This window comes from Candidatus Cloacimonadaceae bacterium (assembly GCA_030693415.1).
Taxonomy (GTDB): domain Bacteria; phylum Cloacimonadota; class Cloacimonadia; order Cloacimonadales; family Cloacimonadaceae; genus JAUYAR01.
In genome coordinates this window covers 20454-33993 of record JAUYAR010000053.1, presented here as the reverse complement: position 1 = coordinate 33993, position 13540 = coordinate 20454, and the positions used below count along the sequence as shown (strand labels likewise).

Annotated in this window: 15 protein-coding genes and 1 tRNA gene; 14 read left to right on the top strand and 2 right to left on the bottom strand. The window is 48.9% G+C overall.

Annotation, left to right across the window (positions count from 1 at the left end; translation table 11 throughout):
• Nucleotides 1-1087 (bottom strand): IS1634 family transposase (locus Q8M98_03610; GenBank protein MDP3113843.1); only part of this gene is annotated, 1087 nt, incomplete at its 3' end.
• A gap of 105 nt (nt 1088-1192) precedes the next feature.
• A complete protein-coding gene (locus tag Q8M98_03605; protein ID MDP3113842.1) occupies nt 1193-1345 on the bottom strand; it encodes a hypothetical protein in 153 nt (50 codons plus the stop codon).
• Between the two features lie 580 nt (nt 1346-1925).
• On the opposite strand from Q8M98_03605, the gene buk reads away from it, so the two are divergent.
• The 14 genes from buk to Q8M98_03535 all read left to right on the top strand — a co-directional run bounded on the left by buk (nt 1926) and on the right by Q8M98_03535 (nt 13538).
• Nucleotides 1926-3005, top strand: a complete 1080-nt coding sequence (gene buk, locus Q8M98_03600) for a butyrate kinase (protein ID MDP3113841.1) — start codon at nt 1926-1928, stop codon at nt 3003-3005.
• 141 nt (nt 3006-3146) lie between these two features.
• Complete coding sequence (locus Q8M98_03595) at nt 3147-4856, top strand: clostripain-related cysteine peptidase (GenBank protein ID MDP3113840.1); 1710 nt, start codon at nt 3147-3149, stop codon at nt 4854-4856.
• Nucleotides 4857-5026: 170 nt separating this feature from the next.
• Nucleotides 5027-5767, top strand: coding sequence for an RNA methyltransferase (locus tag Q8M98_03590; protein ID MDP3113839.1), 741 nt, complete (start codon nt 5027-5029; stop codon nt 5765-5767).
• A gap of 83 nt (nt 5768-5850) precedes the next feature.
• Nucleotides 5851-6411, top strand: coding sequence for a thymidine kinase (locus Q8M98_03585; protein ID MDP3113838.1), 561 nt, complete (start codon nt 5851-5853; stop codon nt 6409-6411).
• Between the two features lie 4 nt (nt 6412-6415).
• Complete coding sequence (locus tag Q8M98_03580; protein ID MDP3113837.1) at nt 6416-6679, top strand: YggT family protein; 264 nt, start codon at nt 6416-6418, stop codon at nt 6677-6679.
• Nucleotides 6680-6691: 12 nt separating this feature from the next.
• Nucleotides 6692-7276 (top strand): DivIVA domain-containing protein, encoded by a 585-nt coding sequence (locus tag Q8M98_03575; protein MDP3113836.1) that lies wholly within the window; start codon nt 6692-6694, stop codon nt 7274-7276.
• Between the two features lie 9 nt (nt 7277-7285).
• Nucleotides 7286-8101: a purine-nucleoside phosphorylase gene (locus Q8M98_03570; GenBank protein MDP3113835.1), complete on the top strand. Its 816-nt coding sequence runs from the start codon at nt 7286-7288 to the stop codon at nt 8099-8101.
• Nucleotides 8102-8189: 88 nt separating this feature from the next.
• On the top strand, nt 8190-8591 hold the full coding sequence (locus Q8M98_03565) for a TraR/DksA family transcriptional regulator (protein MDP3113834.1): 402 nt from the start codon (nt 8190-8192) through the stop codon (nt 8589-8591).
• An 8-nt stretch (nt 8592-8599) separates the two neighbouring features.
• Nucleotides 8600-9142 (top strand): signal peptidase II, encoded by a 543-nt coding sequence (gene lspA, locus Q8M98_03560; protein MDP3113833.1) that lies wholly within the window; start codon nt 8600-8602, stop codon nt 9140-9142.
• A 16-nt stretch (nt 9143-9158) separates the two neighbouring features.
• Nucleotides 9159-10595, top strand: coding sequence for a hypothetical protein (locus tag Q8M98_03555; GenBank protein ID MDP3113832.1), 1437 nt, complete (start codon nt 9159-9161; stop codon nt 10593-10595).
• Between the two features lie 18 nt (nt 10596-10613).
• Nucleotides 10614-11456, top strand: coding sequence for a hypothetical protein (locus Q8M98_03550; GenBank protein MDP3113831.1), 843 nt, complete (start codon nt 10614-10616; stop codon nt 11454-11456).
• A gap of 15 nt (nt 11457-11471) precedes the next feature.
• Nucleotides 11472-11753 carry a hypothetical protein gene (locus tag Q8M98_03545; protein ID MDP3113830.1) on the top strand — a complete coding sequence of 94 codons (282 nt, stop codon included), beginning with the start codon at nt 11472-11474 and terminating at the stop codon, nt 11751-11753.
• Between the two features lie 935 nt (nt 11754-12688).
• Nucleotides 12689-13189 (top strand): thiol peroxidase, encoded by a 501-nt coding sequence (gene tpx / locus Q8M98_03540; protein MDP3113829.1) that lies wholly within the window; start codon nt 12689-12691, stop codon nt 13187-13189.
• 272 nt (nt 13190-13461) lie between these two features.
• A tRNA-Arg gene (locus tag Q8M98_03535) sits at nt 13462-13538 on the top strand.
• Nucleotides 13539-13540: the final 2 nt, after the last annotated feature.

The window sequence follows — 13540 nt, the reverse complement described above, 5'->3', positions numbered from 1 at the left end:
GACTTTCATGCAGCTCAAATGACTCGATATCATCAAACTCGTCACGGTAATCATCCACTTGGTTGCGCCGCTCTATGACAAAATAAGAACATCCCAGCTTACGTAAGTAGGCAATGTTTTCCTTCGTGGCGATGCCTCTATCCATTACTATCGACGGTTTAATCGTTTTGGATACCACGTCGTCCTTAAAATCGTAAATCTCGCTGATGACATGCTTCAAGGTTTCAGGTTCTGACTGGTTGCCCCGATATATCTTACTGTAAACAGGAAATCCGTCTTGGTCAACGACAAGCGCCAAGGTTACAAGCGGACAGTCACTCCGCTTTTCTTTGCTCTTGCCGCGCTTACAAAGCTCCGCTTTGAGCATGCTACCCTCAAAGTAAGTATTGGTCAAATCATACAAATATACCCGATCCACCAAGCCATAAAATAGCTTCAAATTCTCCCTGACCTTCGCCTCTATTCTGTCCTTGTTTGCATGAAGCCGATCACAGACACGGTAAAATGAATCCTTCCTTACTCCATTCTGTAGCGCTCTGCTAAACTCAAACAGACAGCTTTGCCGATGAAACCAGCCTAAGGTATGACGCTCACTGCCAGGAGAAATCAAGCGCCCGAGTATAACTGCCCGGGCAAGCTCTCTATCCCTCTTGGTAAATGAACACTCTTCCAATATCTGGTCAAACTTGAGAGATTTCCAATAGTGCATCCCGATAAGCTCTGCTCCTACACTGCGATACTGACCCATTTCCACGCTCTCCCGAGTAAAACAAATCCTCCCAAGTGCCGATTGCTCAGGCTCATCTTCCTGCTTCTCACTAACGGTGCGCATGTACTTGAGATAAATCTGCTCTGCAAGCTCTTCTATCTTATCCGAAAATCTGGCTACTCTGCCAAGACCGGCAATGCGATGATTCAATAACGAACTGATAATCTTCTGCTCATCTCTGCTGATATCCAGAGAGCCTAAATACAATATGACAAAACTGCGCGATCCTTTCTCGATCTTTCTAGACTCGACTAACTGGTAGTAAGTATATACATTACCGTTACTTGGGTTCGTTGAAACTTTCTTTCTTAAAAACATGACGTCAGGTTATTGAGAGCCAAATATATGTCAAGATTTATTATGGTTGCCGTTTTGGTTATTTTTTGCTTTTTTTGGGAAGCGCGCTGTCTATTTATCAATGACTTACGAGCACAAAATTGCAAATTTGACCAATTTCGTGCGAAACTTGGGATAGGCTCCATTGGCATATATAGGATTATAATCGTCTTTGAAGATATACTTGATTGTTATCGGCGGACTATCCTCAAATTTGGGGGTCACTTTTGACTTATCCATGGGTACCTCTCATCTGGCAAATTGATTACAGGTGTCAGTATAATCCAATATGAAATTGTGTCAATGCAAATTGTCCACAAAATGATGCCAGAGATGAGATATGAGATGATTGTCGGTGAACAGGTGAATGGGTGAGCGGAATATGGATTTACCGACGTCCCCGTCGGTTCCGGTGCGGCAGTTCCATCAGGGGCGGCACAAACACCTACAGCGTCAACTCCGGAAACCGGCCATTATCATCCAACTGCTTTTAATTTCAAACTCTTAACCGTTCAATTCGCGTCCTTGCCCGTGAGCATTACGGAGTCAATACGGACTTAGTCCGTAATGAGTCCGTATTGATTCCGTAATGCAAAGGGATTCACCTTTTCACCCTTCCACCTTTCCACCTTTCCACGACCTATCCATGATGATATTGTGGCGGAAATGCATCAAGAAAACACCATAACCACAACAACAATTCCACCGGATTTCAAGCAATCCGCTTTAAAAATCTGATTGTCGCAACTTTCCATTTGACAATAAAGCGGCATTCACAGAGCATGGAGAAAAAATATAAAAACATATAGAGGGAGGATTTATGTCCTATCGAGTACTCGCTATCAATCCCGGTTCCACGTCCACAAAGATTGCTGTTTATGAGGACAGCATGCCGCTATTTGAAAAAAACTTGGCGCACGATCCAGTCGATTTGGATAAATATGGCGGCATCATTGAGCAATATGAATTCCGCAAGAACCTAGTCCTTGAGGCAATGGCGGAAAACAATGTCCGCCCGGATTCGCTGCATGCCACGGTGGGACGCGGAGGTTTGGTTCGCGCCGTCAGTGGAGGCACATGGAAAATCTGCGACAAGATGCTTCGCGACCTGAAGGATCCAACTCTTTGGGGCAGAATTCATGCATCCAATCTGGGCTCCTTTATCGCCGACGCCATCGCCAAAGACCTGAATATTCCAAGCTTCATCGTCGATCCCGTCGTGGTGGATGAATTTGACGACATCGCCAGGATTTCCGGCATCCCGGAGATCGAAAGAAAATCACTTTTTCACGCTTTGAACATCCGCTATATTTCGCGTCTTTTGGCAAAGCAAATGGGCAAGGACATCGAATCCGTCAATTTGATTGGCGTCCACATGGGGGGTGGGATCTCCGTTGCCGCCATTCGCGCCGGCAGAGCGGTGGATGTCAATAACGCGCTTTTGGGTATGGGACCCTTTTCTCCGCAACGCGCGGGCGCATTGCCTATCGGAGATCTGCTCGATCTGGCATATTCCGGAAAATATAGTAAAAAAGAACTCAGCTCCTATCTTTCCAAAACCGCCGGACTGATGGCATATCTTGGCACGGACAGCGGCATCGAGATCAATAAACGCATCGAAGCAGGTGACGGGCGAGCCAGGGAGATTCAGGACGCGATGTGCTATCAAGTCGCCAAGGAGATAGGATCCTGCGCCACAGTGCTTTGCGGCAAGGTCGATGCCATCTTCCTCAGCGGCGGATTGGTCTATAACAAGCTCGTCGTTGATGAGATTCGCAAACGCACGGAATTCATTGCCCCCCTGCATCTCTTTCCCGGGGAAAAGGAAATGGAAGCCCTCTGTATGGGCGCAGTGCGCGTCCTCAGCGGATTGGAAGAAGCGAAGGAATACCCCTATTAAAGTGGAAATGTGGAAAGGTGAAAAAGTGGAAAGGTTAGATCCGCTTCGAGCCTTAGTATTGGCGCAAATTATTACTATCAATGAGGGAACGCCGGCAACCGTCGGCGTTTTCGGTTGATTGGACGGATGCGAGCGCGTTCATTGATCCCCCTGCTGATTTGGATGCTGTTTTTAGTAGCAGGACTTGCAGCCGAGACCTGGACGGTGCTGATCTATATGGCAGCGGATAACAATCTGTGGCAAAACGGGATGCAGGATATCAACGACATGGAATCAGTCCCCATTTCGTCCAATCTCAATCTCATCGTGCAGGCGGATTTTTCTGCTTTCAGCGCTCTGCCGGGCACGCGAAGATACAGAATTCAACAGGATTCTTCTCCTCAGATCACTTCTCCCGTGTTAGGAAATCTTGGAACAGTCAACAGCGCAGATCCGCTTGTCCTGAAAGAGTTTATCCGCTGGGGTTTTTCACAATATCCCTCGAGGCGGAAGATGCTCGTGATCTGGTCTCATGCCGATAGTTGGTTCAAGAATGACAACACGAAATGGATCTGTACCGATGACGACGCAGAGGCTCTGATGAGCGTTGCGAACGGGGATTTGGACAGCGCATTTTCCGGTATGCCAAAGCTGGATATTTTGCTTTTTGACGCCTGCAGTATGCAAAGCCTTGAGGTTCTCGCGGAGGTCAAAGATAAAGCGGATTATGTGATCGCGTCCGCGGAACTCGTTCCCGTGCAGGGCTTTCCCTATCAGACGATGATACCGTTGTTTCACGTTTCCTCAAGCATTCGGGAGATCGTGGAAAGTATTCCGAATGAATATCTGGCTTCATACGACATTGGTGGCGTTCAAAATCCAAACAGTATCAATCATCGGGTCACCTGTTCAAGCATCGAGACAGCGCCGTTGGCGGAGTTTCTGAGCGCTTTCAAGAGTTTTTCCATGCGATTTAAAGACCGGTCTCCGGAACTGCTCAAGTATCGAAACCTATGCTGGGAAATGAATACCGGCTACAACGATGTGGATGTAGCGGAGTGGTTATTTCGGACTGCTGGGCAAGCCACAGACCCTCTGTTGGCGCAGGATGCCATGACTTTGTATCATATATGGGCAAATTGCGTTGCGGAAAGCGGAAGCATCGGGATTCCGCATGCCAATATCGGCACGGCGGCGATTTGGTTTCCCTGGCACAGGCAATACTTCGATGGCTGGTGGAGTCATTATCACAAGCTGAAGTTTGCCGGTACGCGCTGGCTGGCTTTGTTGAACAGAGCCTATGGCGATGACGCAACTGCTCCACGGACGCCTGTCATTCTTTCTCAGAGCACCGTTCTGGGCACTCTGCAAATGCGGATCAGGCAGTCTCCCGATCCGGATTCGCTTTACTATGAAGTCCGACTGGAGCAGGGAGGGGATGTTCAGAGCTATCTTTTTTATCCATCCGTTGAGGAATTGGTTTTCAGTGTTTTTGTGCCGATCAGACAAGCCGGCATTTTCAGAATCCGCGCGATCGATACCAGCGGCAACGTATCGGACTACGCAACATCTAATTATCAATATTCGGCGCCGGGTTTTGACATCCTTGTTGCGCCCAACCCCATCAGCAGCAGAAACATGGCTTCTCTCAGGTGGTTTGTTCCTGATGAAGTTTCGGGAAACATCAGACTGCGGATCTACAACATCCGCGGGCGCAGGGTGCTGGAAAATGATCTGGGACAAGCACGACCGGGCGAGGGGATACAACCGCTCATTCTGCTGCCCGGTTTTGAAATAATAAGTGCCGGACGCTATGTTCTCGAAATCAAAATCGGGAAACGGATCAGGCGGCAAATATTCACAATCCTGTAGAAATACGTGCTTTGCGAGAATTGTGCATAACATGTGGATAACTTTGTGGAAAAAAAAATACAGACATGTAAGATGGTGAACCGCATAAGATTACAAATTGTGGATTATCCACTGCTTTTGTGGATAACTTTGTAGATAGTTGAAAAAATAGAGCATTGGAGAATCGGTAAATGGACATCCCTGAATTGAGCAAAAACCGTCTCAAGGAACTGGTGAAGCTGACCCAAAAGAAATATCGCGAGGCGGAACAAAAAGTGGTCGTGGAAGGCAACCGCGCGATCGAACATCTGATCGGAATGGGACTCAAGCCCCTGGAGATCTATGCATCGGATGCCAAAGCTCTGCCTGACTTGAATGTTCCGGCGTATTTACTGAAACAGAGCGACCTTGACCGCCTGTGCGACACTCAGCATCCGCAGAAGATTGCGGCTCTATATGCGTTTCCCACAATGCGCAAGTTCGATTTCCGCGTAGCTTTCTATCTTGACGGCATCGGCGATCCGGGCAACATGGGCACGATCTTTCGCATCGCTTCCGCGTTTGGGATCGATGGCATCTTGCTTTCTCCAGATTGCTGCGAAGTCATGTCTCCCAAAACGATCCGCGCCTCTCTGGGAGCAGTGTTTCAAATACCCTGGGCGATCAAATCTCATGATGAGATACCCTCCTTTTACGCGGCTTTGATCTATGCCGATATGAATGGCAAAACAGCTTTGCAGGATTACAAACTGCCACGGGACAAGCCGTTGATCATTGCTGTCGGTTCGGAGGCGCATGGTCTGTCCATGGAAATCAAAGAGCTTGCCGCGGACAGTATTTACATCCCCATGAAAGATGGGATGGAATCTCTCAACGCTGCCGTCGCGACCGGTATCATCGCTCATCACTTCTGGCTGCAGATGAGATCGTAGCGGATTTTCACGATAGTGATTGACAAAAAAGCGGCACTGCCAAGCTTGGTCATTTCCTAAAATTGGCTCGCTAAGGAGATTCAGTGAATATTATAAACCAGAAAACGGGATGGATAGAAGTGATTTGCGGCAGCATGTTCAGCGGCAAGACGGAGGAATTGATCCGTCGCATCCGCCGCGCCGAATATGCGAGGCAACCTCTGATGGTGTTCAAACCCGCTATGGACGATCGCTATGACGCCAACAACATCGTTTCCCATTCGCAGATGCAGGCGCCTTCGATCCCGATCAACAATCCCAGCGAGATCTATCAATATCTAACGGACGACGTGCGAATCGTTGCCATCGACGAAGCTCAGTTCTTTGACGAATCTATTGTCGGCATCTGCAACGACCTTGCGGATAGAGGCTTGAGGGTGATCGTCGCCGGTCTGGATCAGGATTACAAGGGCAACCCCTTTGCCAGCATGCCCCAGCTCCTTGCCGTGGCGGAATATGTGACCAAGAACCTGGCGATCTGCCTCAACTGCGGAAATCCCGCCAACCGCACCCAACGCACAGTACATAAGGACGAACAGATCCTGGTGGGCAGCACCGAAGCCTATGAAGCCCGATGCCGAAATTGCCATGAGGTTTTGGACTAAGGTTATGATGCTCACTCCTTTCGAACTCACCGTTACTTTTCTGGTCAGACTCACCCAGATCTACAGTTATTTGATCCTGGCGCGGGTGCTGATGAGCTGGATCATCCAGGATCCAAACAACCGGTTCTTTCATTTTCTCTATAGTATCACGGAACCGATCCTCGGACCGATCCGACGGATCATACCGTCCATGGGATTGGATTTATCACCGATAATTGCTTATTTTATCCTGAGAATAATAGCCAGGATGCTATTGTCTCTAATCTAGTTTGGAGGATCAATGCCCCTATCTCCGATAGACATCAGACACCAGGAGTTTTCCGGCTCCATGTTCGGCTTTAGCAAAAAAGAAGTGCGCGCCTTTCTGGAACAGATCGCCGGCGAGATTGAAGAACATCAGCGCAGACAGGAAAAAGATATCCAGCGCCGCGAGCAGATGCAGTATGAAGTGAAACAGGAAGCAGTCCAGGCAAGCAGCGCGGTGGAAGACCTCAGACGCCGCGAAGAACTGATCAGCCGCACCCTCGTTTTTGCCGAAAAGACCAAAGCGGACATCATCGCCAATGCACGTAAGGAAGCCGAAAACATCATCCACGAAGCCGAACTGAAAGCCAAACGCGCCATCCAAGAAGCAAAACAATATCTCGGCGCCCTCGAACATCAATATATTCACATCAAGGAACAGAAACGTCAGTTCCTGATGCAATTCAAATCCGAGCTCCAGACCTTTATGGAACGCATCAGCAAAGACCCCCTCCTTACCAAGGAATCGGAGAACTTGCTGGATACGGAGTTTCGACAGATCAAAGATGAGATCAATCCCAAGATCGAGCAGCACAGAGATACTCAAAACACTCAGAAGTAGGGAAAATTGATGGATAGCAAACAGACGGCACTTTGGTTGAAAGACCGGCTTCCGATGATTCCGGAGACCGCGATCATTCTCGGCACCGGGCTCAGCGACCTGGCGGATAGCGTTGAAATTCAATTCAGCATTCCCTATGATGAGATTCCCGGTTTTGTGAACAGCACCGCGCCATCCCATCTGGGCAACATGATAATGGGAACACTAAACGGAATCCCGATCCTGATTCTGCAAGGCAGACTCCACTTCTATGAGGGATATACGATGCAGCAAGTCGTATTCCCCGTGCGGGTTATGGCAGCGCTGGGAATTAAAAACCTGATCGTGACCAACGCCTCCGGCAGTCTCAGGGAAGAGCTTGAACCCGGAGCGATCGTGCAGATCGAAGACCACATCAACTTTATGGGCACGAATCCTCTGATCGGAATCAACGACGAAGAACTCGGAGAGCGCTTTCCCTCGATGAACAATCCCTACGATCCGGAATGGCTCGATATCTGCGCTAATATAGCCCTCAAATATGATATAAAAATCCAGAGAGGCGTCTATATCGCGGTGAGCGGTCCCAGCCTTGAAACCAAAGCCGAATGCGCTTGTTTCGCGGCTTGGGGAGCTGACCTTGTAGGCATGTCCACTGTCCCGGAAGTCATCGTGGCACGTCACTCCGGCATGAAAGTGTTAGGTTTTTCGATCGTAACAAACTATAGCAATCTCTTTCACGATCTGGCACATTCGCAAGAAGAAATCAGGCATCACGCGGGCTTGGCGGGAATGAAGCTCACCACCATCATCGGCGCATTCATCAGGCAAAGAGAAGCGGGATGAAAACGGGCACACCTTTTTTATTGACAATAGCGGCAGCATTATTATGCTGGACTTTCAGTAAGAAAAGCATAGCAAACAGGAGCAAGTAATGGCAGCAATACCTTTGACACCGGAAAGACTGAAACACTATGAAGAAGTGATCAGGAAGGAACTGCAAGAGAGCGTGGCATATCTGAGCGACGCCAATAAAGACCAAAGTATCGGCGCCCGCGAAAGCAGCGGTGATCTTTCCTCCTATGCGTTTCACCAAGCGGATCAGGGTTCGGACACCAATTTGATGGAACAAACCGTGATGATGATGGAGCAGGAACGAGATAAGATCAGGCTGCTAAACGACTCTCTGCGCAGGCTCTACGACGGCAACTACGGCATTTGCGAAATGTGCGGAACCGGCATTTCCGAAGCCCGGCTGGACATCATCCCCTACGCCGTCTATTGCATTACTTGCAAGGAAAAGATGGAAGAAAAAAAACGCCGGCAAAGAAGGTGAATTCCCTGATGAAAGCGATCAAACCCACCATTGCCTATGTGATCATGCTGATAGTGGTCGTCTTCGATCAGGCGTCAAAAGTCCTCACGCGTCTATATACCGCGGAAGGGGATACCTTTGTGATCGGCGAAAAACTCTTTGGCGAAACCTTTCGGTTCACCCACTTGACCAATACCGGAGCCGCTTTCAGCATCGGACTCTCAAACCCGCTCTATAACCGGATCATATTTTCTCTGATTGCGCTTGTCGCAATTGGTTTTATTATATTTTTGCTGAAGCGGGTCACCCACCGAATCCAGGTGTATGCCTTCGGATTGGTCTTGGGAGGCGCTCTCGGCAATATGATAGACCGTGTCCTTTTGGGTGGAGTAACCGATTTTATCGACGTTGATTTTCCAGATTTTATCATGTATCGTTGGCCAGTGTTCAATATCGCGGACAGCGCCGTTTTTATCGCCATGGTGCTGATGATGATTGATATGATCTTTATCCGGGAAGAAAAAGCTCTCACGCCTGCATCGGATCTGCAGGAAAAACCAGACAATAGTTAAAATGAAGGAGTCATAGATGAAACATTTCCTATTTTTGATGCTCGCAGTTTTCCTCAGCACGGGGCTTGCGGCACAGGTTATCACCTGTTATGATGTGCAATACACCACCGCCGCCAGCGGAAACTCTCCAATGATCGATCAGATCGTGACTGTCCAGGGAATCGTCGTTGCGCAAAAGTTCTACACCGGAACCAGCGCCACTAACTACGGTTTCATTATCTCCGATCCTGCTGGCGGGCCATGGAGCGGACTGCTGGTATTCACCAACCAGTATCATCCCCAGCGCGGCGACCTGGTTCAAGTAACAGGCAAGATCGTCGAATACTTTAACCTGACAGAAATGTCTCCCACCACCGGCTATCAGGTTTTGAGCCAGGGAAATCCCCTGCCGCAGCCATCGGTGATCAAAACAAGTCAGCTTATTAGTGCAGCTACCGCAGAGCAATGGGAAAGCGTCCTGGTTCGCGTGCAGGACGTCACGGTGACCTCCACCCCCAATAGCTATAGCGAGTTCAACGTCAATGATGGCAGCGGTGCCTGTCAGGTGGACGATCAATGCTTTCCGCGCACTGGATTCAGTTGGCCACCAATCAATGTTGGTCAATCATGGTCAAGGATTCAGGGCGTGGTGGATTTCTCCTTCAGCTTTTATGCCATCAACCCGCGCGACTTGCAGGATATGGTTCAGGTGGACAACGTTTCAAACGCTTCCGTCGGCATCCAGACAACCACCGGTATCATCAACGAGTTGGTAGCCGTCAATGTCCTCACCTCCCGCATCAAACCGGTTTGGGGCGTTTCCTCATACACCGCAGTCTTCAAGATCGATCCAAGTAAAGTGCTTTTTCACGAAGTAGATATGGTAGAAACGATGACATCCCATGAACCGGACGTCCAAGTTTCCCTGGAAGGAGATCTGATCACGGTCACCTTTCAATCTCAGGAACCGATCAATTCCGCAGCGGACGATATGACTCTGATCAAACTCATCTTGGAACCGATCACTTACGGCGAAGCGGTGATCCAGATACAATCCTTTGTCTATGACACGACGCCGATCCTTTCCCTGACCAGCGGAAAGATACTCACCGCGATCAGGCGCAGCATCGCTTGGCTGAATATCACCAATGCTCATAACGGCAAGAATATCTTCAACCCCGCCCTCAACGAAAAGATCACCATCGAATATGGCACAAAGTCCATCAGCACCGGCGTGAATGCCAAAGCCATCGTGCGCATTTATGACGCTCAAGGGCGCCTTGTTTCCACCCCTGTGAACAAAAACATCGGCAACGCCCTTGGCATCGAAAGCTTTGTCTGGGACGGACGCGATACCAATATGAAGCTCTTGCCGATCGGCATGTATTATTGCCATCTCGAGATCATCCAACGTGCCAGCGGCGCCAAGGAAGAGACCGTGCAACCCATTGTGATCAAATCAATAATGAAATAACCGGGAGAGGATTGATCTATGAAAAAGATATTACTGCTCAGCGTTATCCTCGTTCAGGCAGCTTTGCTACTCGCCGTTTTTGACGATTATATCCCTTCCGCCAGGGCGCGTGCCATGGGCGGAGCATACACCGGCGTTGCCGACGACGTCAATGCCATTTTCTTCAATCCCGCCGGACTCTCCGAGACCGAATATGAAGTCCAGTATGGTTTTGCCAATCTCTATGGACAGAGATTTTCCCAGATTCAAACTGCCGCCATCGGTTTTAAATTGCCCAAAAAGATCGGCACTTTGGCGTTTGGCACGAGGATGTTCAATGTCGATTTTGCCGATGTCAACCTGATGAGCGAACAGATTTGGAGTGCCTCGCATGGCTTTGTCCTGCAAGAGGATATCCATTCCAAAATTAGTGTTGGCTACACTGCGAATTATTATCTGCTCAGTTTTGACGGCGAAAAAACCGACGACGCCTTTGGATTTGACCTCGGTGCCACGGCACTCCTGCATGGACGCACCAAACTCGGTTTCTCGGTCACCAACTTCAACCAAGCCGTGATGGGCGATACCAATCAACACAACCTGCCCAGCAAGCTCGCTCTCGGCATTTCCTACATCCCATACGACGGAGTGACCACCACCATCGAGCTGAAGAAGGATTTTGCCCAGGAAACCGAATTTATGGGCGGTGTCGAAGCCAGATTGTTCGAGCCTCTTTTTATCCGCTTTGGCGTGCATCAAAACCCCGCCGCCTGGAATGCCGGCATCGGTCTCGACATCGAAGGCATCGTGATTGATCTCTCCTATACCACTCATGCCGTTTTAAACGGAACTCTTTATGGAAACTTAGGTTACAAATTCTGATAAGGAAGTGAGCAAATGAAAGACATAGGAATTAAGAAGTTTATCCCCGCCGTTTTACCGCTTCTATGGGAACTGTTCAGACACTTCAAACGTGATTCGGGGCATAACAACAATATCAAGAAGTTTGACAAAACTCAGGAAAAACTGGCAACCGTCGAACACCTCATCGTTCGCCTCGAAAAGACTGTGCAGCAAAGCAGGGAAACCACTCAGACGATCAACAACCGTCTTCAGATCTGGTTGGCGCTCAATTCCGCAATTCTCATCGCCATCGCAGTTAAGCTGTTCTTCTATTAGCCAAGACGTTCTCATAGTGTAAGATAGCCAATTTTTCAGGCTCTTTCCAACAGGTTCGGACTTTAGCGGTTCGAACCTGTTTTTTTTGTAGCCGACCGGGTGGCTGTGAGGAATCGGAATTCCCCACCCCATTGGGATACCGATTTTTGCACCCCATGTGGCTGCCGAACTCCCCACCCCACTATGGATGCCGAACCCCGATTCGGCTATGCGCCTATGGAATTACCGACGTCCCCGTCGGTTCCTGTCCGCAGGATGGTTTACAGATTTGCAGATGTGTCAAGTTCATCGCTACAATCGCCGACGGGGACGTCGGCGTTCCATGAGATTATGGATGCCGAACCCCGATTCGGTTGTACAAAACAGTAGTGGACAAAACAGTAGTAGCGCATGTAGTAGCGCATGACATCTCTGTGGAAACTCTATCTATCGGCACTCCAAGGAAAGATCACTATTGGCTTTATATTGGCTTTATTATTGGCTTTCTTATTTCGCTTCCGCAGCATCGGCGTGCTGCGCCACATCCAAAGCGTTAATCAAGCCTTAATCAAGCGTTAATCAAGCGTTAGTTTTATTACGCTTGATTAACGCTTGATTAAGGCTTTATTAACGCTGTCAAGTGATAGAGCGGCTTGCAGCCCCCATGCGGAAACGAAAACCCTCAGAAAACCCACTCAAAAACCCACTCAAACCCACTCAAACTTTCATAACCTGGAAAGACCTGGGCAACTAACCGTGGAATTACTGGAAAATACCTGTAAAACATGCTCGTGGTATGCCAAACTGTTGCTATGGATATACATAATTGATGCTTGAGCTAAGAGCGCAAACGAGATATTCAAAATTGCTCTCGAGTTTCTTCATCCAAAACTTGCCAATCCTCTAAAATGCTCTATCATGTCAGTAAAAATTGAAGCTGATAAGGAACTTAAAAAATGGCAAAGATTAAACTGAAAGGAAACCCAATCAACACGAGTGGAAACCTACCGCGCATCGGCACTAAAGCAAAGGATTTCATGCTCACCGGCTTGGATCTGGCAGATAAGAAACTGGCGGATTTCAAGGGCAAAAAGATACTCATGAACATCTTTCCCAGCATCGATACCGGCGTCTGCGCGATGAGCGTTCGCAAGTTCAATGCCGAAGCTGCAAAGGCGAAAACCACCGTCATATTGGGAATCTCGCGCGATCTGCCCTTCGCTTTGGGGAGATTTTGCGGCGCAGAGGGGATCGACAAAGTGATCACTCTCTCCGAAATGCGGGATCGATCCTTTGGCAAGAACTATGGTTTGGAGATCATCGACGGACCGATGGCGGGATTGCTCGCCCGGGCGGTGATAATCATCAACGAGGATGGAAAGGTCATCTACCGCGAACTGGTGGAGGACATTGTGCAGGAGCCGGATTACAAGGCAGCGCTTAAAGCCCTTAAATAGAGAGCTATAACACAGCCGGTCATGCGAGTGACCGGCGATGCAGGGGGGGGATATCCAGAAAATGATCGACCAAAATCGCCTGCCGCCGTTGAGATCGACGTCGAATGCAAAGTATCCTAAAGTATTTTAGTTTCACGAACTTAGTCTGTTAAATCCCTGTAAAGCCAGCTTCGCAACCGGGGAGATTGGAATCAAGTAATAAAAGTAGAATAGGGCAATAACCGAGATAGTGCTTGACAGATAAGCGCGCTGATAATCTTTGGCAACCACGCGCGCCCTTAGCTCAACTGGATAGAGCATCTGACTACGGATCAGAAGGTTGGGGGTTCGAATCCCTCAGGGCGTGCCATT